At 62.7% G+C, this 23,589-nt stretch carries 24 protein-coding genes and 1 tRNA gene; 11 read left to right on the top strand and 14 right to left on the bottom strand.

The window, feature by feature from the left end:
• The first annotated feature begins 109 nt into the window (after positions 1-109).
• The 4 genes from AWT76_RS12655 (at position 110) to thpR (ending at position 3,206) form a co-directional block, all read left to right on the top strand.
• Positions 110-1,372: a vWA domain-containing protein gene (locus AWT76_RS12655; protein WP_072246659.1), complete on the top strand. Its 1,263-nt coding sequence runs from the start codon at positions 110-112 to the stop codon at positions 1,370-1,372.
• Between the two features lie 81 nt (positions 1,373-1,453).
• Positions 1,454-1,996 carry a YeeE/YedE thiosulfate transporter family protein gene (locus AWT76_RS12650; protein WP_072246658.1) on the top strand — a complete coding sequence of 181 codons (543 nt, stop codon included), beginning with the start codon at positions 1,454-1,456 and terminating at the stop codon, positions 1,994-1,996.
• Between the two features lie 5 nt (positions 1,997-2,001).
• Positions 2,002-2,589 (top strand): YeeE/YedE thiosulfate transporter family protein, encoded by a 588-nt coding sequence (locus AWT76_RS12645; protein WP_072246657.1) that lies wholly within the window; start codon positions 2,002-2,004, stop codon positions 2,587-2,589.
• Between the two features lie 71 nt (positions 2,590-2,660).
• Positions 2,661-3,206, top strand: coding sequence for an RNA 2',3'-cyclic phosphodiesterase (gene thpR, locus AWT76_RS12640; RefSeq protein ID WP_072246656.1), 546 nt, complete (start codon positions 2,661-2,663; stop codon positions 3,204-3,206).
• Here the strand turns inward: thpR and AWT76_RS12635 are convergent.
• Entirely contained in the window at positions 3,185-3,889 is a 705-nt protein-coding gene (locus AWT76_RS12635; RefSeq protein WP_072246655.1) for a M48 family metallopeptidase, read from the bottom strand. The genes thpR and AWT76_RS12635 overlap by 22 nt on opposite strands.
• 110 nt (positions 3,890-3,999) lie before the next feature.
• On the opposite strand from AWT76_RS12635, the gene AWT76_RS12630 reads away from it, so the two are divergent.
• Positions 4,000-4,314, top strand: coding sequence for a TIGR02300 family protein (locus AWT76_RS12630; protein WP_072246654.1), 315 nt, complete (start codon positions 4,000-4,002; stop codon positions 4,312-4,314).
• Between the two features lie 93 nt (positions 4,315-4,407).
• A tRNA-Ala gene (locus AWT76_RS12625) sits at positions 4,408-4,483 on the top strand.
• A gap of 22 nt (positions 4,484-4,505) precedes the next feature.
• Here AWT76_RS12625 and AWT76_RS12620 read toward each other — a convergent pair.
• From AWT76_RS12620 to urtA, 6 genes are all read right to left on the bottom strand, one after another.
• Positions 4,506-5,408 (bottom strand): DMT family transporter, encoded by a 903-nt coding sequence (locus AWT76_RS12620; RefSeq protein ID WP_072247702.1) that lies wholly within the window; start codon positions 5,406-5,408, stop codon positions 4,506-4,508.
• 39 nt (positions 5,409-5,447) lie between these two features.
• The gene (gene urtE, locus AWT76_RS12615; protein ID WP_072246653.1) at positions 5,448-6,143 is read right to left on the bottom strand and encodes an urea ABC transporter ATP-binding subunit UrtE; all 696 of its coding nucleotides are present in this window, start codon (positions 6,141-6,143) and stop codon (positions 5,448-5,450) included.
• A gap of 3 nt (positions 6,144-6,146) precedes the next feature.
• Positions 6,147-6,887 (bottom strand): urea ABC transporter ATP-binding protein UrtD, encoded by a 741-nt coding sequence (gene urtD / locus AWT76_RS12610; protein ID WP_072246652.1) that lies wholly within the window; start codon positions 6,885-6,887, stop codon positions 6,147-6,149.
• A complete protein-coding gene (gene urtC / locus AWT76_RS12605; protein ID WP_072246651.1) occupies positions 6,884-8,068 on the bottom strand; it encodes an urea ABC transporter permease subunit UrtC in 1,185 nt (394 codons plus the stop codon). The genes urtD and urtC overlap by 4 nt, the downstream gene beginning before the upstream one ends.
• Positions 8,069-8,072: 4 nt before the next feature.
• A complete protein-coding gene (gene urtB, locus AWT76_RS12600; protein WP_072246650.1) occupies positions 8,073-10,037 on the bottom strand; it encodes an urea ABC transporter permease subunit UrtB in 1,965 nt (654 codons plus the stop codon).
• Positions 10,038-10,102: 65 nt separating this feature from the next.
• Positions 10,103-11,389, bottom strand: coding sequence for an urea ABC transporter substrate-binding protein (gene urtA, locus AWT76_RS12595; protein WP_072246649.1), 1,287 nt, complete (start codon positions 11,387-11,389; stop codon positions 10,103-10,105).
• A 66-nt stretch (positions 11,390-11,455) separates the two neighbouring features.
• On the opposite strand from urtA, the gene AWT76_RS12590 reads away from it, so the two are divergent.
• Entirely contained in the window at positions 11,456-11,725 is a 270-nt protein-coding gene (locus AWT76_RS12590) for a hypothetical protein (RefSeq protein WP_072246648.1), read from the top strand.
• Positions 11,726-11,779: 54 nt separating this feature from the next.
• On the opposite strand, the gene AWT76_RS12585 is transcribed toward AWT76_RS12590, so the two are convergent.
• Positions 11,780-14,011 carry a M10 family metallopeptidase C-terminal domain-containing protein gene (locus AWT76_RS12585; RefSeq protein WP_072246647.1) on the bottom strand — a complete coding sequence of 744 codons (2,232 nt, stop codon included), beginning with the start codon at positions 14,009-14,011 and terminating at the stop codon, positions 11,780-11,782.
• 44 nt (positions 14,012-14,055) lie between these two features.
• Positions 14,056-14,433 carry a hypothetical protein gene (locus tag AWT76_RS12580; protein WP_141655958.1) on the bottom strand — a complete coding sequence of 126 codons (378 nt, stop codon included), beginning with the start codon at positions 14,431-14,433 and terminating at the stop codon, positions 14,056-14,058.
• 332 nt (positions 14,434-14,765) lie between these two features.
• Here AWT76_RS12580 and AWT76_RS12575 point away from each other — a divergent pair, with 332 nt between their 5' ends.
• The 4 genes from AWT76_RS12575 to AWT76_RS12560 all read left to right on the top strand — a co-directional run bounded on the left by AWT76_RS12575 (position 14,766) and on the right by AWT76_RS12560 (position 19,764).
• Positions 14,766-16,634 (top strand): type I secretion system permease/ATPase, encoded by a 1,869-nt coding sequence (locus AWT76_RS12575; RefSeq protein ID WP_245638817.1) that lies wholly within the window; start codon positions 14,766-14,768, stop codon positions 16,632-16,634.
• Positions 16,631-17,944: an HlyD family type I secretion periplasmic adaptor subunit gene (locus AWT76_RS12570; protein ID WP_072246644.1), complete on the top strand. Its 1,314-nt coding sequence runs from the start codon at positions 16,631-16,633 to the stop codon at positions 17,942-17,944. The genes AWT76_RS12575 and AWT76_RS12570 overlap by 4 nt, the downstream gene beginning before the upstream one ends.
• Before the next feature lie 87 nt (positions 17,945-18,031).
• Positions 18,032-19,198, top strand: a complete 1,167-nt coding sequence (locus tag AWT76_RS12565) for an aminodeoxychorismate synthase component I (RefSeq protein ID WP_245638816.1) — start codon at positions 18,032-18,034, stop codon at positions 19,196-19,198.
• A complete protein-coding gene (locus tag AWT76_RS12560; protein ID WP_072246642.1) occupies positions 19,156-19,764 on the top strand; it encodes an aminotransferase class IV in 609 nt (202 codons plus the stop codon). The genes AWT76_RS12565 and AWT76_RS12560 overlap by 43 nt, the downstream gene beginning before the upstream one ends.
• On the opposite strand, the gene AWT76_RS12555 is transcribed toward AWT76_RS12560, so the two are convergent.
• The 5 genes from AWT76_RS12555 to rbfA are packed head-to-tail and all read right to left on the bottom strand — an operon-like array spanning position 19,754 to position 23,499.
• Complete coding sequence (locus tag AWT76_RS12555; protein ID WP_342667171.1) at positions 19,754-20,860, bottom strand: amidohydrolase; 1,107 nt, start codon at positions 20,858-20,860, stop codon at positions 19,754-19,756. The genes AWT76_RS12560 and AWT76_RS12555 overlap by 11 nt on opposite strands.
• 23 nt (positions 20,861-20,883) lie before the next feature.
• Positions 20,884-21,390, bottom strand: coding sequence for a DUF1643 domain-containing protein (locus AWT76_RS12550; RefSeq protein ID WP_072247701.1), 507 nt, complete (start codon positions 21,388-21,390; stop codon positions 20,884-20,886).
• Between the two features lie 14 nt (positions 21,391-21,404).
• Complete coding sequence (gene truB / locus AWT76_RS12545; RefSeq protein ID WP_072246640.1) at positions 21,405-22,313, bottom strand: tRNA pseudouridine(55) synthase TruB; 909 nt, start codon at positions 22,311-22,313, stop codon at positions 21,405-21,407.
• A gap of 33 nt (positions 22,314-22,346) precedes the next feature.
• Complete coding sequence (locus AWT76_RS12540) at positions 22,347-23,093, bottom strand: phosphodiester glycosidase family protein (RefSeq protein WP_072246639.1); 747 nt, start codon at positions 23,091-23,093, stop codon at positions 22,347-22,349.
• Positions 23,077-23,499: a 30S ribosome-binding factor RbfA gene (gene rbfA / locus AWT76_RS12535; RefSeq protein ID WP_072246638.1), complete on the bottom strand. Its 423-nt coding sequence runs from the start codon at positions 23,497-23,499 to the stop codon at positions 23,077-23,079. Before rbfA ends, AWT76_RS12540 begins: the two co-directional genes overlap by 17 nt.
• Positions 23,500-23,589: the final 90 nt, after the last annotated feature.

Raw genomic sequence — 23,589 nt, 5'->3', positions numbered from 1 at the left:
GGGGTGAATGGTCCCGCAGGGACCAGAGGGGCAGCGCCCCTCGCTCCTGCCGGGGCGCAGCCCCGGCGCTGGTAAAGGCGTGGGGCGCAGCCCCTCCGATAGGTTAGTCGTGTCAAAATACACAGATCTTGCCCTGCCCGATAACCCCAAGCTGCGCGACAATATCACCCATTTCGCGCGCGCGCTGCGCCGATCGGGCCTGCCGATCGGGCCGGGGCGGGTTCAAACCGCCATTCAGGCAGTTGCCGTGGCGGGGTTCGACCGCAAGGCCGATTTCTATTGGACGCTGCACGCTGTTTTCGTCAACCGTCCCGAAGAACGACAGGTGTTCGCGCAGGTGTTCCGGCTTTACTGGCGTGACCCGCGTTATCTGGAACATATGATGTCCATGATGTTGCCGGCCGTGCGCAATGTGGCCGAAGACAAGGCGGCTGCTGCGGCTGCCAAACGCGCCGCAGAGGCGCTTCTGGACGGCGCGCAGGCGCCCGATTTGCGCAGTCAGAACAAAGAGAGCGACGAAACGGAAATCGAGATCGATGCCTCGCAGACCGCCTCGACAGAGGAACGCCTACGAACGCTCGACTTTGAACAAATGTCGACCGACGAAGCCGCACAGGCCCGCCGGATGCTGGCGCGCCTGACCCTGCCGGTCAAACCCATCGCGACCCGCCGCCATGCGCCTGACCCGCGCGGGCGCAAGCCCGATTGGCGGCGCAGCCTGCGCGCGGCGGCGCGTGCCGGCGGAGAGGTGCGTGCGCTTTACCGCCAGACGCCGCGCACCCGTTGGCCAGCCTTGGTCGTGCTGTGCGACATTTCCGGATCCATGTCGCAATATTCGCGCATGGTGCTGCATTTCGTCCATGCGGTTGCCAACCGGCAGGGGCAGGGCTGGGCCAAGGTGCATGCCTTCACCTTCGGCACGCGGCTGACCAATATTTCGCGCCACCTGAAAACCCGCGATGTGGATGCCGCCCTGAATGCCGCAGGCGCGGAAGCGCAGGACTGGCAAGGCGGCACCCGCATAGGCGGCTGCCTGCGCGCCTTCAATGTCGATTGGTCGCGCCGTGTGCTGGGGCAGGGGGCGGTCGTGCTGCTGATCTCGGACGGCTTGGACCGGGACGACCCGGCGCTTTTGGCGCGCGAAATGGAACGGTTGCACCTGTCCGCCCGCCGCGTCATCTGGTTGAATCCGTTGTTGCGGTGGGACAGTTTTGCGCCCCGCGCGCGCGGCATCCGGGCAATGCTGCCACATGTCGACAGCTTTCGCGCCGCCCATTCCATCGCGTCACTCGAAGCCTTGGCCAGTGCCATCTCCGACCCGTCCGACCATGGCGAAAAAGCCCGGCTTATGGCGGCGCTCAACGCCGAATAGCCCGCTGTCTTGATCTGGGTCAAAGCAGGCGAGCAAATATATTCATAAAATCATATTATATGTTTCTATAGGAGTAGACCCATGACACTCGACTGGAAGATAGGGGGCCTTGCCTTGGGCTTCGTGTTCTTCATTGCCATGATGCTGGTCAAACCGATTGGTGTGTCCACGCAGTTCGTGATTCTGGATGGCGTGATCGCAGACGCGGTTGCCTCTGGCACCATCTATGAGGGGGCGGATGGCAAGCCGACCTCGGACAACGCATATTTCGCGCGTTACGCCAAGAACATTGCCAACCCGATCAACTACAGCTTCATCTTCGTTCTGGCCATGGCGCTGGGCGCGTTCCTGTCATCCTATCTGCGCAAGGGCGTTCAGGGGGCAGAGTGCAACATTCCGGCATTGTGGCAGGCCAATTTCGGAAGCAGCGTGGCCAAGCGCTTCGCGGTCGCCTTTATCGGTGGGTTCATCGTGATCTTTGCCGCGCGGCTGGCCGGGGGCTGCACCTCTGGCCACATGATGTCGGGCATGTCGCAAACCGCGATTTCGGGCTTCCTGTTTGCGGCGGGCGCTTTTGCCACCGCCGTTCCGACCGCCCTGTGGCTGTATAAGACAGAGGAGTAAGCACAATGGACATTCTTCTTGCATTGGTGATCGGCGTGGGCTTTGGCGCGGTTCTGGACCGCATTGGGGCCACCAACCCGTCCGTTCTGGGCAATATGCTGGCGTTGCGTGCGCTGGGCCTGATGAAAACCATCCTTCTGGGCATTGGCGTCGCCGCGATCCTGATCTTCGGCGGGCAAATGCTGGGGCTGGTCGATGTGGCGCATATGTCGGTCAAGGGGGCCTATTGGGGCGTGCTGATTGGCGGCATGTTGCTGGGCTTTGGCTGGGCGCTGTCGGGGTTCTGCCCCGGTACGGGCGTTTGTGCGGCGGCTTCGGGCCGGCGCGACGCGATGGTCTATATCGCGGGCGGGCTTGTCGGGGCTGCGGCCTATACGGTGGTGTATTCGGCCATCAAGGACACCGGGTTGCTGGATGCGATCTGGGGCGGCAAGCTGGTCATCGGCCAGATTCCCGGACAGGACTACCCCGCGCTGCTGCCCGTTTCGGGTGATATCGCGGGTATTGTCATGGGGCTGGTCTTTGTTGTGATCGCGTTCGTGCTGCCCGAGCGCCCGCGCGGCGGACTGGCCGTGCCGGTTGCCGCAGAATAAATGCAACAGGGGCAGGCGGCACAATCGCCTGCCCCTTTTCGCCGCACAAGCTTTGCGGCAGGGTGCCTGCCATGATGCGCGCATTCCTTGGCTTTCAGATTCCGTCGCATATCGGTGCGCAGCTTGTGCTGCAAAGCCACAAATTGACTGTGGCGCGCAAGCAACCGCCAGAGAATTACCACCTGACCTTGGTTTTTCTGGGCGAACAGCCCTATGACCTGCTGGAAGAACTGGACCTTGCCTTGCAAGGGTTCCGCGCGCCAGCCCCATGGGTGCAGCTTGCCGGGCTGGGCCTGTTCGGCGGCACCAAGCCGCATAACCTGCATGCCCGTGTTGTCCCCGATCCTACGCTGACCCATCTGCACCAACGGCTGGAAGCGCTGGCGCGCAGCTTCGGGGTCGATTTTCCGCGCCGCAAATTCACGCCGCATGTCACGCTGGCCTATCTGCGCCCGGCGGATTTCGATTTGGCAGAACTGCACGACGCCCTTGCGCGCGGAATGAGCTTTGCCAGCGAGCCATTCATGCCCGACACCCTGTCGCTGTTCCGTGTTCACCAAGGCAAGCAAGGCAACCGATACGAGGTTGTCGCGGATTACTCGCTGTCGAACCTGTAACCATGCAGCGCCGCGCCATGGCTGCGCAACCATGCGCGATGGTGGGCGTAATCGGGCATGATCCGCGCAACAGCGCCCCAATAGGCGCGCGAATGGTCCATATGCACCAGATGCGCGGCTTCATGCGCGGCGACGTAATCTTGCACCACGGTCGGGGCCATGGCCAGCCGCCAGCAGAACATCAGCCGCCCTTGCGCCGTGCACGACCCCCAGCGCGAGCGCGTGTCGCGGAACGACACTGCCGTAACCTTGCGCCCCAGCGCCTGCGCGTAATGGTCGGCCATCATGGCCAGACGGTCGCGCGCCCGGGTTTTCAAAAACGCCGCCACGCGGGCCCCGGTCGGGCCGGTTTCCGGCACCAGCAGGCGGTCATCTTCCAGCACAACGCTGCGAATGCGGGCGGGCGTGATCTGCCGCGCCGTGCCGTCCACCGGAAGCATCACGCCGGGCAGGACGGGGGTTGGCCCCGGCGCGCGGGAAACCGCCGCACGCAGCCAGCCCTCTTTTTCCGACAGAAAGGCAAGCGCATGGCGGCGGGCCAACCCGCGCGGCATGTTCAACGTGATCTTGCCGTCCAGACCCGACACGCGCAGTGACATCTGCCGCGCGCGGGCAGAGGCGCGGATTAGCACGCATAGCGCCGGCTCACCCGGCAAAACAACGGTTTCGGTCTGTTGAGGCATGTCGTATCGGTCAATAATCAGGCAAAGCGCGCCAAGGGGCTTTACAGGCGCGCCTCCTTATGGCACGGCACGCCCTTGCACGAAAGACTCGCATTCGAAGGGGCAACCTCATGACCAATCCTGACTGGGGCGTAAAGCGCATTTGCCCGGAAACAGGCAACAAGTTCTACGACCTGAACAAGAACCCGATCATCAGCCCCTATACCGGCAAGACCGTGGTGATCGAAGCTCAGGAACGCCGCGCCGACGAAGGCAATGCCGCACTGAAAGCCAAGGCCAAGAAAGCCGCCGAGGATGATGATGACGCGTTGCTGGTCGATGACGACGATGCAGCCGATGTCGATGATGAACTGCTGGAAGACGATGACGACGATACCGTCGCGCTCGACGATCTGGCCGATGTCGCAGAGAGCGACGACGACTAATCGACGAAAACCCGCGCGGGGGCGCGATTTTCCGCTTGCACTGGCAATCGGGCTTTCGTAATACCCGCGCACCAAGCCAAACGGCTTGGGTTTGGGGCCTTAGCTCAGCTGGGAGAGCGCCTGCATGGCATGCAGGAGGTCAGCGGTTCGATCCCGCTAGGCTCCACCAAATTCTTTGAATTTGTCAAATCTTAGGGTGCCGGAACCGGTGCCCTGCGCGTGTTCAGGTTCAACCAGTTCGCCGCGAAAATCACCGCGCCGCCCAAGAACACGAACGGGTCCAATGCTTCGGCATATAGCCACATTCCGACCAGTGCGATGATCGGCAGGCGGAAGAATTCCATCGGCGCGACGATGGTGGCCGGGGCCAGCGCCAGCGCCGATGTCAGACAATAATGCGCGCTTAGCCCCGTCAGCCCCACGAGCACGATCCAGCCCCGGATCGCAGCACTTGGCCATGTGAACCCACCCCATTGCGCCAGCGCCAGCCCGAACAAGGTTTGCGAGGCCGTCATCCAGAACAGCACGCACAACACCTTGTCATGGCGCATGATTCGTTTGGTCAGCAGCAGGTTCATGGCAAAAGCGACCGCGCAAAGGATACCTGCCAAATGCCCGCTGCTGAGCGGTTGCACCCCCGGTTGCGCCACGATCAGGATACCTGCAAAGCCCAGTGCCGCCACCCATAGGCGACGGCGGGTGAACACCTCGCCCACGACCAGCGGTGCAAGCACCGCCACCCAGATGGGAGAGGTGAATTCCAGCGCCACAAGCTGCGACAGTGGAATCGCCATGATCCCGTAGAACCACAGGTTCTGCCCCGCGAAATGGAAGATATTGCGCGCCAGATGCAGGCGCGGACGGGTCGGGCGGATCGCGGGCCAGACCGCGCGGCCGTGCAGCGACAAGACCAGCGTTCCGATAATCGCAAAGCCGATCAATGACCGCCAGAACATCAACTCAAAACTGTTCAGTTCCGCCTGTATTTCCCGGCCCGAAATGGCCATCAGGGTGAAAGACGCAATCGCGCCGCACATCCAGAACGCGGCCGTAATGGGGTGGGCATCTGGCAGGGGCGGGGCTTGGGCGGTCATGGGTGCCAAAAGCGGGCAAATCCGCGCCCCCGTCAAGGGTCAGATCGACACCTCTGCCAGAAGCTTTTCACGCGTGACCTGCGCCGCCGGGGCGGCCAGCCGCACTTCGCCCCGGTTGATGGCGACGAATTCATCGGCCAGATCATAGGCGAAATCGAAGAATTGTTCGACCAGCACGATGGCGATCTCGCCTTCTTCGCGCAGCAATTTGATGACCTCGCCAATCTGCTTGATGATATTGGGCTGGATGCCTTCGGTCGGTTCATCCAGCAGCAGCACACGGGGCTGCGCGATGAGGGCGCGGGCGATGGCAAGCTGTTGTTGCTGCCCGCCCGACAAATCGCCCCCGCGCCGCGCGCTCATTTGTTTGAGCACCGGGAACAATTCGTAAATGCGCGGCGGGATCGTGTGCTGGTCGCGCGGCAGACAGGCAAAGCCGGTTTGCAGATTCTCGGTCACGGTCAGCAGCGGGAAAATCTCGCGCCCCTGCGGCACATAGGCGATGCCGGCCTTTGCTGCTTGCGCGGCGTTCAGGTGGCGCAAGTCCTGCCCATCCAGCGTGATCGTGCCGCCCGAATAGGGGTGGCGGCCCGCAATGGCTTTCAGCAGGCTGGTCTTGCCCACGCCGTTGGTGCCCATAACGGCGGTCACCGCGCCGGGCCGTGCAACAAGGTCAATGCCATAGAGGATTTGCGACGCGCCGTAGTGCAAGGTTAGGTTTTCGACATTCAGCATGGTTTAGCGCCCCAGATACACATCAATCACCTGTTGGTTTTGGGTCACATGGTCCAAGCTACCTTCGGCCAGCACCGACCCTTCATGCAGCACGGTGACCTTGCAGTTCAGTCGGCGGATGAATTCCATGTCATGTTCGATCACCACCACCGCGCGGGTTTGGGCGGCGCGGGTCAGCAACTCGGTCGTGTGTTCGCGTTCGGCGGGGGTCATGCCCGCCGCCGGTTCATCGACCAGCAACAAGCGCGGGTCTTGCGCCAGCAGCATTCCGATTTCCAGCCATTGCTTTTGCCCGTGGCTCAGATCGCCCGCGCGGCGGGGCAGGGCGTCGGATAGCCCGATTTCCTCTGCCAGTTCGGCAATGCGCGCGCGGGCGTGGCGGTTGGGTTTGTAAAACAGCACATCGAACGGCCCGCGCTTGTTGCGCAGCGCCATGGCGAGGTTCTCGCGCACGGTCTGATCTTCGAACACCGTGGGTTTTTGGAATTTGCGGCCAATGCCCGCACGGGCAATGGCGCTTTCAGACATCCCCAGCAGGTTCATCGACGTCTCGCCCCACAGAACGCGGCCCTCATCTGGCTTGGTTTTGCCGGTCACGATATCCATGAAGGTGGTCTTGCCCGCCCCATTGGGGCCGATCACGGCGCGCAATTCCGGCTCGCCAATGGCAATGGATAGGTTGTTGATGGCGCGAAACCCGTCGAAGGTGACAGATACGCCAGACACTTCCAGAAGCGCGCTCATGGTTTCCTCACCAGATAGTCGAACAGCCCGCCAATGCCCTTGGGGAAGAACAGCGTCACCGCTACGAAGCCAAGGCCCAGCAGCACCAGCCACCAATCGGTCCAGACGATTTCGTAAAACCCAAGGTCGATATTCGGTGCACCGCCGCCGGTGAACCAGCTTGACAGCAGGCTGACCGTGGCCGCGCCAATGACCGCGCCATATAGCCGCCCGCGCCCCCCGATGGCGACCCAAACGGCCAGATATATCGATGTGATTGGCGCAATTTCGGCAGGGTTGATGATGCCCGCTTGCGGATAATACAGCGCGCCCGCAATGCCCGACACAATGGCCGTTACGGTAAACACCACCAGCTTGTAGCTTTCGACATGGTAGCCCAGAAACCGCACGCGGCTTTCATTGTCGCGGATCGCGCGCACCACCGACCCGAACTTGCCCGACACCAGCCACGCAAACAGCATATAGCCCAGCCCCAGCGCCAAGGCAGAGGCCCAGAAGAACCACAGCGCGATGGTCGATTGCGGCAGGTGCAACAGGCCCGGGATGTTCTGCAAGCCCGACAGGCCATTATTGCCGCGCAGCCCGGTGTCGTTCTGGAACAGGTAGAGCGATAGCGCCAGTGTCATGGCTTGCGTCAGGATCGACAGGTAAACCCCCGTCACGCGGCTGCGAAACGCAAGCCAGCCAAAGACCAGCGCCAGCAGGCCCGGCACCAGCACGATCATCAACAGTTGCAGCGTCAGGCTATGCGCAAAGCCCCAGATGAAGGGCAGTTCCGTGCTGCCCACGACGCTGAAAATCTGGCCTGCGATGGCATCGCGCACCTCGCTTTCGGTGGCGGGGATGGGGGCATTGGCGAGTGAGTCCCGCACGATGCCTTCGGTGCGCGCATACATCAGCCACATGCCAATGCCATAGCCGCCTAGCCCGAAAAACGCGAAATGCCCAAGGCTGAGAATGCCGCAATAGCCCCAGACCACGTCCATCGCGACCGCGATCAGGCACAGGCACAGCGTCATCCCCAACACCTTCAGAAAAGAGGTTGAGATGACGCCTGCGCCGAACCCCTCGGCCAAGGCGCTGACAATCAGGGTGAACAGGGCCAGCAGGGCAAGAAACCGCAGCACGGACGGGTTTTCGGCCAGAAAGCCCTTTTTGGGGGCGAGTATTGTCTTTGCCATGGCGTCAATCCCCCGCTGCGCGACCCTTGAGGGCGACAATGCCCTTGGGCCGGAACTGGATGAACAGGATCACGAACAGCACCATGAAGGTCTGTGCGGCCAGCGTGTTCGAAGGGTTGAACCACTCGATCCCCTTTTGCAAAAAGCCGATCAGCGATGCGCCGGCAAGCGTGCCCCAGACATTGCCCACGCCGCCCACGACCACGGTCATGAAGCTTTGGACAATGTAATTCGACCCCATTTCCGACGTGACCTGCGCGTAAAGCCCGATGGCCACACCCGCGATACCCGCAATCCCCGACCCAAGCCCGAAGGTCAGCATATTGATGCGGTCGGGATTAATGCCCATGCTGGCCGCCATGCCGGGGTTTTGGGTGACCGCGCGCACCTCTAGCCCCAAACGCGTGCGCTTCAGAATGTAAAGCAGCAGGCCAAGAAAGATCAGCGCCAGAACGAAGATCGCCAAGCGAATGGTGCTGATGCCAATGATATCATTGATCTGCAACGCCCCGCCCAGCCAATCCGGCGCGGTCAGGGGGCGCGCCTGTGTGCCGAAGATGTTCTTGGCCAATTGTTGCAACGCGATTGAAATGCCAAAGGTCGCCAGCAACGTTTCCAGCGGACGGGTGTAAAGGTGGCGGATGACGCTGCGCTCCATCGCAACACCTGCTGCAAAGGTCACTAAGAACGCCAAGGGCAGCGCGACCAGCAGGCTGATCGTGTAATCGGGGATGAAAAGCTGCACGACATAGCCGGTATAGGCGCCCATCATGATGAATTCGCCATGCGCCATGTTGATGACGCCCATCACCCCGAAGGTGATTGCAAGGCCAATCGCCGCCAGAAAGAAAATCGATGCCAGTGACAAGCCATCCAACACCAGATCCGCGGCCTGATAGGTGGCGATCAATTGCCGTGTGCTGTCAAGCGCGGCTTGCGCAGCGGCGGTGATCTCGGCGTCGTCCAGCGTGTAGCGGGTGAAAAACACATGCGCGGCCACAGCTTGCGCAGCTTCATCCGGGGCCGCGCGGGGCGGCACGGTGTCCGCAGCTTCCAAGGCCGCGTAAGCTTCGGTTCGGGCGGCAGGGTCGCTCAGCCGCCCGACCGGCACACCGCCCACGCGCCCGTCAACAATGTTCTGCGCCAGAACATCGCGCAGCATGGCTGGGGTCTGCGCCGGTTCGGCCAGCCCTGCGCTGACCAACAGCTCATAAGCGTCGGTTTCTGACAGGTCCGCGCCCACATTCAGCAAGCGGGCGATATTCGCGCCTTCGGGCAGTGCGGGGGCCGCTTCGGTCACAGTGGCGGTCAAACGGTTCAGCACGCCCCGCGCTTCGATGCTGATATCGCCACCGAGCGCATCGATGGCGGCAATCCGCGCGCTGCGGTCTTCGCCAAATTGTGCCGTCAGCAGAAGCAGCAGGCGTTCCTTGCGGGTTTGCAACGCGGCATCGGGTTCGGCCTCTATGCTTGCGGCCAAGGGCGCGATCTGGCTGGCATTGGGGCTGCGGCCGATCGCCTCTAGCGCGGCCAAGCGAAGTTCGCGTTCGGGGGCATTCAATTCCAAGGGCACAAGGGCAGAGGCGATGACGCGCTGCACACCGGAATTGGTGCGAATCTGTGTCACGTCGCGGCTGGACACTTCGGCCACCGCCGCGCCACTGTCTATATCGACCAGCCGCACAAGGTCGCCCGCATCCTCGGCATAAAAGAACAGCCCATCTTCGGGGCGCTGCACGACCTCACGGGCGCTGAAGCGGCGGAAGAAGTCGCCGATATTGGGGTGGCCCTGCTCTATCAGCGCGGTGACGACAGCTTCGATGCTGCGGCGCGAGGGGCTGGCAAGTTCGTCGGCATAGGCTTGCAACGCGGGTTGCAGCGCCTCTTGCGCGCGGGCGGGGCCGGGCAGGGTGACAAGGGCCAGCGTCAGAAGGGCCAGCGCGCGGAATATCAGAGTGCGAAAGGGCATTTCAGGTCCAGTTTCAGGCAGGACGAATCCGGGCGCGCAGGCTTGGGCCGCGCGCCCGACATGGCTTAGTAGTTCGAGGTCATTTGCACGCAGGTCGAGGTTGCGGTGTTATACATCCCGCAGCCCAATTCCTGCCAATCGCTGGTCAGAACCGCGCTTTCCGGCAGGTAGTCGGTCCATGCATCGCCCGGCACTTCTGCGGTCTGGCTGATGATGTCGAACTGTCCATCGGCACGGATTTCCCCAATCAATACCGGTTTGGACAGGTGATGGTTGCCATTCATCACTGCCATGCCGCCGGTCAGGTTGGGGAATTCCTGCCCCCACATGGCTTCGCGCACGGCATCGACATCGGTGGTGCCAGCCGCTTCAACCGCATTCACCCACATGTTGAAGCCGATATAATGCGCTTCCATCGGGTCGTTGGTCACGCGGTCTTCGCCGGCAAAGGCCTTCCATGCGGCGACGAATTCGGCATTGATGTCGGTATCCGCCGACTGGAAGTAGTTCCACGCCGCCAGATGGCCCGCCAGCGGCCCTGTGTCCAAGCCCGAAAGCTCTTCTTCGCCAACGGAAAAGGCCACGACGGGAATGTCATCGGCGCTGATGCCCTGTGCCGCCAGTTCCGTGTAAAACCCCACATTCGCGTCGCCGTTGATGGTCGAGATCACGCCGACCTGTTTGCCGCCCGCACCAAGCGCCACCACGTCAGACACGATGGTTGACCAGTCGGAATGACCGAAGGGCGTGTAGTTCACGAAGATGTCTTCTGCCGGGATGCCCTTGTCCATCAGGTAGGCTTCGAGGATCGCGTTCGTGGTGCGCGGATAGACGTAATCGGTGCCCAGAAGCGCGAAGCTTTCGACGCCCAGTTCTTCGAGGAAATAATCCACCGCCGGGATCGCCTGCTGGTTGGGCGCGGCACCGGTGTAGAACACATTGCGCGAGGATTCCTCGCCTTCATACTGCACCGGGTAGAACATCAGGCCGTTCAGCTCTTCCAGCACCGGAAGCGCCGATTTGCGGCTAACGCTTGTCCATGCGCCGAAGATCACGTCCACCTCATCGACCGTCAGAAGCTGGCGGGTCAGTTCGGCGAAGAGCGGCCAGTCAGAGGCCGGGTCAACCACGACTGCCTCTATCTGGCAACCAAGCAAGCCACCGGCGGCGTTTTGCTGTTCAATCAGCATCAGCATGACGTCGCGCAGCGTGGTTTCGGAAATCGCCATACTGCCCGACAGCGAGTGCAGCACACCCACCTTGATCGGGTCAGCGCAATCCTGGGCAAGGGCGGGGGCGGCGACCAGCGCGGTGCTGGTTGCCAAGGCGGCTAGCAGGGATCTGGAAGTCATGAGGTGCAGCGCTCCTGTGTCAGGGCCGTCGTGCCAATTTGCTTTCGGGTTTGGCCCGATAGCGCTATGCTGGCCAGACAGCATTCATTGTTGTCGCCGTCCGTTGGGTTGTTGTCTGCCAAGATCTGGCCCAACGGGCGGCAATCTGCCTGTTGTCAGGCTGACATCAAACAAACGATGTTCGGGATCAGTGCCAATGAGTCGCATTTGCGCTTGGCGCCTCATGCCGGGTTTGGCATGCGCTTTGGGCAGAAAAAGGACGTCATGCTCAATTATTTTGCACATGCAGAATTGCACGCCGCAGGGCAGCAATGGCTTCGGGAATCCACAGCATGATGCAAAAAGCCCGGCCGAAGGGGCCGGGCTTTTTGGTTGGGTTTCTTGGCCCGATCAGACGATATCTATGTAAGAGGCCAGCTGAGAGCTGTCCGTGATGCCCTGAAGCGTGACAATGTCACCGCCGCCAAAATCCAGCACAAAGATGCCGCCAGACACGTTGCCATAGATCGACAGCATCTGAGACGCCGTCAGCCCACCGCCCCACAGCGCGCCGTCCAGTTCCAGCCTGTCATTCTCGACGAAGCTGAAATCTTCGACAAGCATGCGCTCGTGACCGTCCAGGAACACGAAGGTATCCGCACCAAGATAGCCGCGCACCGTGTCGTCGCCGGTGCCGCCGATGATGCGGTCATCGCCAAGGCCGCCGCCGATATTGTCATCGCCCGCGCCGCCATCGATCGTGTCATTGTCGATGCTGCCGTAAATTACGTCATCGCCGCCATTGCCGTAAATCGTGGTCTCTCCCAAGGCGACACCACCGTAAATCGTGTCATTGCCGGCGCCGCCATGGATGGTGTCGCGCCCGCCGCCGCCACCGATCCGGTCGCCCCCGTCCGATGCGTAGATCAGGTCATCGCCGCCCATGCCCCAGATTGCATTGAACCCGGTGGCAAGGCTGCTGTCGGCATATATCGTGTCGTTGCCGCTGCCGCCGTACAGCGTGTCATTGCCAGTGCCACCATGGATCAGGTCGGCACCGGAGCCGCCCCCGATGATGTCATTGCCGCTGCCGCCATAGAGCGTGTCATCGCCTGCGCCGCCCCAAAGCCGGTCATCGCCCGCGCCGCCAGTGATGTAATCGTTGCCGTCCTCACCACGGATCGTGTCGTTTCCGTCGCCACCATCCAGGGTGTCATCGCCCGCGCCGCCAAGGATGGAATCGAAGCCAGCACCGCCATAGACACTGTCGTTGCCATCCCCGCTTTGTATGAAATTCGCTGCGTAATTGCCGACGATCGTGTCATTCCCGGACCCGGTAATCAGATCCTCTATGATCGTGCCGCGTGCGATGGCCATGTTCCCGATCAGCCCACCGAAATCCGAGAAGGTCTCTGGCCGCATGTCGATATTCGCGTTCGTCGTCAGCGGGGACAGGTCAAGCGTGTCGTGACCGCCAACGTCGGCAATCGTGAACGCCATCAGTCCGCCGTTATAGCCGGGCATGTCAGGACCACCTGTGACCTCGGCAAAAACGGCGCCCAGATAGCCGCCAAGGTTGGAATTCGCGCCCCAGACCGTGTTTCCCGCCGTTGCATTGCTGGCACCATACAAGTTCTGGACTGCCAGAATATCGGCCATCATCGGTGTCAGAAGCCGCGCATAGGATGCGTTGACCTCGGTATTCGTGAACTGGTTGAAATACGACATGACCGACATCTGCCAGCTATCATTGGCAAAGGTGTTGCTCACCCCGAAGGTTGCGGACGCGTTGTAATTCCCTTGGTGCCCCAGCCCAAGGGCGTGGCCAATTTCATGCACATAGGTCTGGAAGGAATAGCTGTCGATCGTGGTTCCGTAGTCGTCCAGCCAATCGGTCGAGACGTTTACATTGACCGAACTGATCTGTGTGCCGAGGGTAAATGTTTGCGCGTAGGCGCCCGAATCGTTGTCGTCAAAACTGATGTCGGCAGACCCACTGACCACGACGAAATCCAGATCGGCAAACATTTCCCAGGCTTCCATCGCCCAGAGGGCCAACTGCTGGCCATCCGCTGTCAGTCCTTCGATATTGACTGTGATCTGGTTGTCAGAACTTGTGTCGAAGCTGCGCTCTGACCGACCGGAGTCATTCCAGTAGCCGTTGGTCAGATAGGTTGCCAATTCGTCGAGCGTGCCTACAGGTGCGGGCTCTGTTTGAACGACCGACAACTGGTAGCTGCCAGAGTACCAGTCATTGTAGGAACCAGCGCTTAGGTAGTAAGTGCCACCGGTTGTCGCCGTGAAGGACATCAGCGAATCGGTGCTGCCGTTATTGTCATTGAACCCGACGAGGTTCCCCGACCCATCGTATAGCCGAAGGTAAGGATCACTTAGTGTTCCGCCGCCGCCGTATGAGCCTGTAAGGGAAATCATATAGCTTTCCCCTGCTTCAAGCGTCACAGCAACCCAATCGCGGTCTCCGGGAGAACTAAGCAAACCGGCAAACACATCTCCGACGCCAATGGTGTAGGGCGTGCTTGTGTCATCGGGCGCATCCACCTCTTCGAAAATTGTCGCAAAATCGCCGCCATCCGGGTGGCGGGACGGGTCAAACGTCTGTGTTCCGGCACAAATCTGGCACATATTCTTTGCTCCAACTGGCTGGCCAAACGATATTGGCCTGTCATTTAATCAAATAGCAGTGCCGCTATCGCGGCATCCGCGCGGATAAGGTTTTCGGCAAATCTGTCATACATGCGCGGCTTGAGCGTCGTGTCCATCACGCTCATTTCCATGCTCGGGCCCGAGTGACGTGCGCCGTCCGGCCCATGTTGCCAATCCAAATGCGCCGCGATCCAGTTTTCGCCGCGGCCATCCAGCACCACGGTTAGGCTCAGATCGCTCGCGCGCTCCGGGCTTGCCTTGGGCGGTGCAACATGACGAATCTCATAGCGACCATGCGAACGCTCCGCGATCACCTGCGCGACCGACCCGCACAGGTCCGCTGGGGCGCCATCGCAAGCCAGATGCAGGATTGCAGCGCTTTCAGAGCGGGCATTTGTCATGTTAGGTCCGATCCAGAACGCCGCAAAAATCGTGGCAGCCAAAAGCAACCTGACAAAAGGCACCCGCGGCGTGCGCTGCTGGAAGAAATGACATGGACTTAATTCCATGACGTACCTTTGATTCGTCAAAATGCTGGGCGCTACATTCGGCACAGGCTTAAATAATGGTTAATAAGTTTGCACACGACACTGCCCTATTCAAGCATTTAATAGGATGACAACACATCCAATGCTACGCTACCAAGCCGCATGACTTGACACTTAACTCTATTACAAGTGCCTCTGGACGCCGTATTTCTAGGCTCTCATGTTCCGGGGCAGGGCAGGGAAACGTGAAACCAGCCGGACCGGGCGTGATGATTGCCCCGCAACCACATCCACAGCCGCTCCCAACGCTGGCAGACGGAACGTCTGTCGCTGATGGGGGCAGCGGGCGGCTGTTCGTGGTGGTCGCCGTGGTCAGTATTTTCACCAATTTGCTGATGCTGACGGGGCCTGTTTTCATGTTGCAGGTCTATGACCGGGTGTTGTCCAGCCGGTCAGAGGCCACGCTTGTTGTGCTGTTCACGCTGGTGGCTTTTCTCTATGTGGTTTTCGGACTGCTGGACCATGCGCGTGCGCGTATCGCGGCGCGGGCCGGGGCGCGCTACCAGTTGCAACTGGATGCAAAAGTGTTTCGTGCGGCCTTGGGCCGGGCGGTGCTGCGCGGGGCATCGCGGCATCTTCCCATGCGCGCCACGCAGGATGTGGCGCTCTTGCAGCAGATCACTGGCAGCCCCGTATTTCTGGCGCTGTTCGATTTTCCTTGGGTGCCGCTGTTTATCGGGGTGATCGCGCTGTTGCACCCGCTCTTGGGTCTGTTTGCGGGCCTTGCGGCGCTGGCGCTGGCCGGGCTAAGCCTTGTAAACATGCAGCGCAGTCGCGCGCGGCAGGAAAACACTTTTGCCGCGCAACAACGCGCAGAGGCATTGGGCCGACAGATCAGCGTCGAAGCCGGGCAAATGCGCGCCTTGGGCATGCAGGGCGCTGCCTTGGGGCGCTGGGCGGAGCTTAGGCGCCATGCCCTGTCAGAGGCGATTTCCGGCAATGACAGCAGCGGCGGCTTTAGTGCATCGGCCCGCGCAATCCGGCTGTTCCTGCAATCGGCCATGCTGGCGCTGGGGGCGTGGCTGGTCCTGCGCTCAGAGCTGTCTGCAGGCGGAATGATCGCCGCGTCCATCATTCTGGGGCGCGCCTTGGCACCGCTGGATCAAGTGATCGGGGGCTGGCCACAAGTGCAGGCCGCGCGGGCCGCACGCGCGCGCTTGCGCGCGCTCTTGGCGGCAACCCCGGCCGAAACGCCGCGCACCAAGCTGCCACAGCCCAAGGGGCATCTGGCCGTCAAGGGTTTGGCGCTGCGCATACCGGGGGCAGAGGGAAATAGCGGTTTTGTGCTGCGTGATGTGACCTTCGGTATGCGCCCGGGGCAGGCATTGGGGGTAATCGGGGATTCTGGCGCGGGCAAATCCAGCCTTGCAGAGGCATTGGTGGGCATCTGGCCGCCCGCCCTGGGCGAAATCCGGCTGGATGGGGCGTTGCTGGACCATTATGATCCTGTGCAACTTGGGCGTGCCATTGGCTATCTGCCGCAGCGTGTATCGCTTTTTGCGGGCAGCCTGCGCGACAATATCGCCCGGCTGGACCCCGCAGCGACCGATGAAAACGTGATCGCCGCCGCGCAGGCAGCCGGCGCGCACGAAGTGATTTTTGGCCTGCCCAACGGCTATGACACGATCATAGATGCCGAGGGTGGCGGCTTGTCAGGCGGCCAGATGCAGCGGATTGCGCTGGCCCGCGCGCTCTATGGCGATCCGGCGCTGCTGGTGTTGGACGAACCGAATTCCGATCTGGACGATGCCGGGTCACGGGCGCTGAATCTGGCCATCCGCAACGCCAAAGCGCGCGGGGCGTCGGTTATCATCATGACCCATCGTCCCGGCGCAATCCTTGAATGTGACCTTGTGTTGCGGCTGAAAGCTGGGCGTGTTGTGGCTTTGGGCCCGATGGAAGACGTGCTGCGCAAGACAACGCGCAACAGCGGCGCGATTCTGGGTCCGGGGGCCGGGCAAGAGGGCGCGGCACCTTCTGCCGCCGGTCCGGCGCAGGGCGGGCAACCCGTGGCACGCTTCCCATGGGATACCGACCGAAAGGGTGGGGCATGAGCCGGCATGACCCTTTCTCGCCGCGCCGCCATGTGCTTTTGGCGGTGCTTACCCTTGGGGTGCTGGTGTTCGGTTTCGGGGCATGGGCCGGGCTAAGCCGGATCTCTGGCGCAATCATCGCGCTCGGCCAGCTAGAGGTCGAGCAGAACCGCCAGATCGTGCAGCACCCCGATGGCGGTGTGGTCGCGCACATTAAGGTGGTTGAAGGCGCGCGGGTTGTTGCGGGCGATGTCATGTTGCAACTGGATGGAACAAGCCTGCAATCCGACCTGAACGTGGTCGAAAACCGTCTGTTCGAAATGTTGGCCCGTCGCGCCCGGCTAGAGGCCGAACGCGACAATGCCAAGACCCTCAGCTTTCCGGCGGAATTGGCGGCGCTACAGACAGAAAGCCCCGAATTGGCAGGGCGGATTGAGGCGCTTATGGCCGGGCAGCGCAGCCTGCTGGCCGCGCGGCAAGAAACGCGTGACGGGCTGATCGCGCAGTTGCAACAACGCCGCGCCCAGATTGACACGCAGGTAGAGGGCATTACCGCGCAGATCGCAGCGACCGACCGCCAGATTGCGCTGGTCGCGCAAGAGCGCGCCACCCAAGCCGACCTGCTGGAACGCGGGCTGGCGCAGGCCGCCCGCGTGCTGACGCTGGACAGAGAGGCCGCGCGGCTGCAAGGCGCGCGCGGCGCGTTGCTGGCAGAGCGCGCCTCTGCGGCAGAGCGCCAAGCAGAAATCGCGCAGCAAATTTTGTCGCTGGGCGCGCAGTCGCGCGAGGACGCGCAGACCGAGTTGCGCGAAATTTCCGCGACAGAGGTCGAATTGTTCGAGCAACGCCACGCGCTGCGCGAGCAGATTGCGCGGCTGGATATCCGCGCCCCGGTGTCAGGGGTGGTTTATGGCTTGCAGGTCACGACCCCGCGTGCGGTGCTGCGCGCGGCAGAACCGGCCTTGTTCGTGGTGCCGCAAGATCGCCCTTTGGTTATTTCGGCGCGGGTTAACCCATCCGATATCGATCAGGTTCGCGCCGGTCAGGACGCGGTGGTCCTGTTTTCGGGGTTGAATCTGCGCGATCTGCCGCAGCTTGGCGCCGTTGTGACCAAGGTCTCCGCCGATGCGTTTACCAATGCCGAACTGGCCCAAAGCTTCTACCGGGTGGAACTGGAATTGCGCGATGACAGCCGCGCGCTTCTGGCGGATCAGACGTTATTGCCGGGGATGCCGGTCGAGGTTTTCTTGCAAACCGGCGAGCGCACGCCATTGCAGTATTTGACAGAACCGTTCCTTGCCTATTTCTCGCGGGCGCTGCGCGAAGGCTAGGCAAGGGCCGTCAATGGCGCAAATCCGCCCGATTGCGACCGTTTCGGACATGGTCAGCCGCGATTGCGCGTTATATCTAGCCGTGGCATGTCCCGCAACGCGAAGGCCAAAATGCAGCCCGTCATTGCCCTTGACCACGGACCGCGCGCCCGCCCCGCGCTGTTCACCCATCCGCGCAACCTGCTTTTGGCGTGGTCGCGCGCCGAGGTGGCCGATGTGCTGGACCGCGCCGAAGTCGCGCGCCGCGCGGGCGGCTGGATTGCGGGCTATATCGCCTATGAAGCGGGCTACGCCTTTGAGCCGCGCCTAAGCGGCATCCCCCATCACGATCCGCGCGCACCGCTTGCGGCGCTGGGCGTGTTCGATGCGCCAGAGTCCGCCACCACGTTCCACGCACGGGCCGATGCGCAACCCGCCAGCCTATCGCCGGTCCTGCCGCGAACCACGCGCGCCGCTTATGGGGCGGCGTTCGAAAAGCTGATGGCCTATATCGCGGCAGGCGATTGCTATCAGGTGAACCTGACTTTTCCTCTGGCAGCACAATTGACAGCGGGCACGGCGCTTGGGCTTTATGGCGCGTTGCGGGCGCGGCAAAAGGTTGGGTTTGGCGGCTATCTGGATCTTGGCGCAGGCCCGGTGGTGCTGTCTTGTAGTCCCGAGCTGTTCTTCACCTTGCAAAACGGTGTTGTCGAAAGCCGCCCCATGAAAGGCACCGCCCCACGCGGCGCCACGCCAGAGGCCGACCGCGCCTTGCGCGCGGGTTTGGCGGCCAGCGAAAAGGTGCAGGCAGAGAACCTGATGATCGTGGACCTTCTACGCAACGATATTGCGCGGATTTCCGAGATCGGCTCGGTTCAGGTGCCGGAACTGTTCGCCATAGACAGTTTCGCAACCGTCCACCAGATGAGCAGCCGCATTCGCGGACAGTTGCGCGCGCGGCTTGGGCTGACAGAGATCATGGCAGCGCTGTTTCCCTGCGGGTCCGTGACCGGCGCGCCGAAAATCCGCGCGATGCAGATCATCGGAGAGCTGGAAGCGACACCGCGTTCTGTTTATTGCGGGGCGATTGGCTGGGCCGCGCCGGGTGGCGATCAGGCGTGGTCCGTGGCCATCCGCACCTTGCGCCTGTTCGACGGCGGCGCGGTCGAGGGAAATGTCGGTGGCGGCATCGTGCAAGACAGCACAGAGGCCGGGGAATGGGAGGAAGCGCTATGGAAAACCCGCTTCGCGACAGACCTGCGCCGCGTGGCCTGACGCTTATCGAGACGGGCTATTGGGACGGCGCGGCGCTACGGCACGAGCATTTGCATCGCGCGCGGCTTGGGTCCGGGGCGGCGGCCTTGGGCTGGACTGTGCCAGATTTTCACGTCTCCGGTCCCGACCGCCCGGCACGGTGGCGCCTGACGCTGGACGCGGCAGGCGTTATCCGGCAGGAACACCACCCGCTTCCGCCTGACATTGACACATGGCGCGTGGGGCTGTCCGATTTGCGGTTGGCCTCTGATGATCCTTGGCTGCGCCTGAAATCCAGCCAGCGCGCGACCTATGACGCCGCGCGTGCGGCCCTGCCGCAAGGCTTGGACGAGGTGATCTTGCTCAATGAGCGCGACGAAGTCTGCGACGGGACCATCACAACCGTGTTTTTCGACCGGGGCGCGGGGATGCGCACGCCGCCCTTGGCCTGCGGGCTGTTGCCGGGCGTGTTGCGCGCGCAGCTTGCTTGCCCGGAAGAGGTGCTTCTGGCCCGCGATTTGCCGCACGTTCGGCTGTGGCTGGGTAATGCGCTGCGCGGCCTTCGGCCCGCGCGGTTTATCCTGTGATCTGCGCCAGAACCTGCCGGAACATGGCTTGGCCGGGCGCGATCAGTGCATCGGGGAAATCATAGGCGGGGTCGTGCAACGCCGGATGGTCTGTCCCCGCGCCCAGAAAGAACAGCGCGCATTTGGCCTGCGCACTGAAAGCGCCGAAATCCTCTGACGGGCGCATGGGAAAGGCGAATTCGGCTTGCGGTATGCCCAAAGTGTTGCGCGCGGCATCAACATGGGCCGCCGCCTCTGGGTCGTTCAGCGTGGCGTTGAAATGGTCATGGCGGCTGATGTCTAGGGCCAAACCGCCCGCATTTTCCGCGCACCACGCTGCCAAATCCGCTTCCAGCCGCGCCAGCCCATCATCCGTGACACTGCGCAGCGTCACATGCGCAACCGCCCGACCGGGGGCGATGCCGAAGGCCGGTGCGCCCATGTTCATGTGGCAAAGCGTTGCGCTATTGGCGGGCAGGCTGGCCAGATGCCGCACCAGCCGCGCCAGCATGGGTGCGGGCGATTGGCCGGTTTCGGGAAAGGCGGCATGGGCTTCACGCCCGGTAAGCGCAATGCGCCAGCCGACCGACGCGCAACTGGCAGGCCCCGCCGCCACGGCGACGGCCCCCAAGGGCAAGCCGGGCATGTTGTGCAGTGCAAAGGCATAGTCGGGGCGCAGCACGCCAAAGGCGGGGTCGGCCAGAACCGCGCGCGCGCCCGCGCCGGTTTCCTCGGCAGGTTGAAACAGCAGCACCATCCGCCCACGCGCAGGCCGCGTGCCCGCCAGCCCCATCAAGATTGCCATATGTCCGTCATGCCCGCACAAATGCCCCAAGCCGGGGCGTTGCGAGGCATGCGCCACGCCAGAGGCATCAGGGATCGGCAGCGCGTCCAACTCGGCGCGGAACATCACGGTCGGGCCGGGCTGGCCGCTGTCGTAAACGGCGGCCACGCCATGCCCGCCCAGACCCGTCACCAGCCGGTCGGGTGCAGTGCCGCGCAACGCATCGGTGATAAGGGCGGCGGTGCCGGCCTCTGCGCCCGAAAGTTCTGGCTGGCGGTGCAGGGCGTGGCGCAGGGCGATCAGGTCGTGTTTCATGCCCAAGGGATCGGACAAAAGCGCTGCTCTGTCCAGTGGGCTTAGCCCCAAGGCACCGGTTGCACGGCATAGCCGATATACAACGGGTGCTTCGGGTGGCCGCCCTTGCTGAGGCCAAGATGAAACAGCGGCGTATTCGCGCCGCGCAACAGCGCTTCGACCTGCGCGCCACGGTTCAGATGCGCGCCATGCGTGCCCCAAGCACAGATCACCCGGTCGGCCCATGGCAGGCTGCCCAGAATGGCCGCGTCATTCGCCGGGCCTATGGGGTCTGCCGCCGCGCGCATCACGCGCGGGTCGGTGGCGCGATAGGCAAAGATGTTGCACACCCGGAACGCGCCAAAGCCTAGCGCGCGGGCGCGGCGTTCGCAGCGTTCCACCGTGGGATCGTTCTGCACCTCTGTCGCGGTTGAGGGGTTGAGCATGATGAACAGTGCCCGGCCATGGTCCGGCGCCCATTCGCGGGTCAGCAGGTAGCGGTAGTGTTCGCAAGGCGAATAAACCGCCACCGAAGGCGCGTCGCCCTTGACATGGCTGCGGGTTATCAGGCCGGGCAGGTCCATCAGTCGCGGTTGAACACGCGGCTGGGGTGCAATTCGCCCGCCTTGTAGCGGCCCACGGCGATGGCTTGGCCGTCAAGGCTGGCCCAAGCCTCTGCGCCGTAGTCCACGTCCGATGCCAGCACCATGCCGGGGTTGCCATTGCGCAAGCGCGCGGCCCCCTCGGGCGTGGCGGGCAATTCGGGCAAATCGGCCAGCCCCATTTCCAGCGGGCGGATATGCGCGTCCAGATCGGGGCTTTGCGCCATGGCGTCGATCTGGTCCATGCTCAGACCCTCGCTGGCGTCGAACGGTCCCGACCATTCACGGCGCAACCATGCGACATGACCCAGACAGCCCAAGGCCGCGCCCAGATCGCGCGCGATGGAGCGCACATAGCCGCCCTTGCCGCAGACCATTTCAAGGTCAACATGGTCGGCATCAGGACGGGCAATGATCTCTAGCTTTTCCACCCAGAGGGGCCGGGCGGCCAGATCCATCTCATCGCCTGCGCGCGCAATGTCATAGGCGCGTTCGCCATCCACTTTCACGGCGGAAAATTGTGGCGGCACTTGCATGATCTCGCCCCGGAAGGCGGCCAGCGCGGCGGCAATCGCCTCGTCAGATGGGCGCAAGTCGGAGCTGTCGATCACCTCGCCCTCTGCGTCATCGGTGGTTGTGGCTTGGCCTAGGCGCACGCGGAAGCGGTAGGCCTTCAGCGCGTCGGTAATGTAGGGCACGGTTTTCGTGGCCTCGCCCAAAGCGACCGCCAGCAGCCCGGTTGCTGCCGGGTCCAACGTGCCCGCATGGCCTGCCTTTTGCGCCTGCAATGCCCAACGCACCTTGTTCACCACGGCGGTAGAGGTCACGCCCGCAGGTTTGTCCACCAGCAGCCAACCCGAGATGGCGCGGCCCTTGCGCTTGCGTCCCATGCGATCCTCTTGTGTCTTGTCAAAGCGGTGCTGCTACTGGCTGGCGTCGGGCGCGTCAACAACCTTGCCGATGATTGGCCCCAAGGGCAGGCCCCAATCCGACCGGCCAAGCTCGGGCGCGTGCAGCCGCGACACGCGCCCGTCAATATACAGCGCCTGCAGCAACCCCAGATGATCGCGGAAGAAGCGGGCGAATTCCCACAGGTTGACCGCGCTGTCCGAAATGACGAAGACCGCGCGCTGCCCATCAGCAGAGACGCCGATACCGTTCCGGATCAGCCGCGACTCCGATTTCTCGACAAAGCGCGGATGATAGGCCCCGTCGATCACCAGCATCGGCCCCGATTGCGTGGCATGGTGGCAAGCGGGCCGGGCCTGCGCAAAGGCTTGGCTTTCGATGATCGTCAGTCTTGTCTCTTCAATGCAGAACACGCCATTGGGCACCAGCCCGAAATTACCCGGCCCTTCCGACAGGATCAGCCGGGTCAATTCCTCGCCATCCTCGACATATAGACCGACCGGCGCGCGGTCGGCATGATACATGCCGCCATTCATGGCGAAGGCCAGTTGCTTGCCAGTCTGGGCCAGTGCTGCATCGACCACGGCAAAGCTGCCAAAGGTGGTCCCGTCAGCCCCGCGCAGGAACAGGCGCAGGTCGTCGCCGGCCTGCACCTCGCACAGGGTAAAGCGCTGGTCCATGTAGTCGGTGCGACTGCATTCTGCCTGTGCTGGCAAGGCCCAGGCCAAGATCGCCGCGACGGCGCTAGTGATCCGGGCCATCGGGGTCTGTCCCGCTTGCAAGGTCGCGTTGCACGGTTTCATCGTTCAGCAGACGGCGGGTTTCGTCCATGCGGTCGAAGGTTTCGTCCAGTTTGAAGCGCAGATCGGGGGCGTATTTCAGCGTCATCTCGCGGCTGACAAGGTGGCGCAGTTCCGCCTTGTTGCGCCGCAGCGCCGCCAGCGCCGTTTCCTGATCGCGCCCGCCCAGTGGCATGACATAGGCCGTCGCGATCTTCAAATCGGGAGAGGCGCGCACCTCGCTGACCGTGATCGGAATGCGGTTCAGATCCGGGTCATGCACATCGCCGCGGGTCAGCACATCGGCCAGTGTGCGGCGCAACAACTCGCCCACGCGCAACTGGCGTTGCGACGGGCCGGAAGAGGTGGGGAAACGACGGTTTGACATGGCCCCGGTTTAGGCCAAACGCAGCGCCCGCGCAACGAGCCTTTGCCAAGTCGGCAGCATTTGGCTATGTCGCGGGCAGATTGCGCGGGA

The sequence above is a fragment of the Roseibaca calidilacus genome, from assembly GCF_001517585.1.
GTDB lineage: Bacteria > Pseudomonadota > Alphaproteobacteria > Rhodobacterales > Rhodobacteraceae > Roseinatronobacter > Roseinatronobacter calidilacus.
Note: the sequence above shows the minus strand (reverse complement) of the source record. Positions and strands in the feature narration are given on the sequence as shown.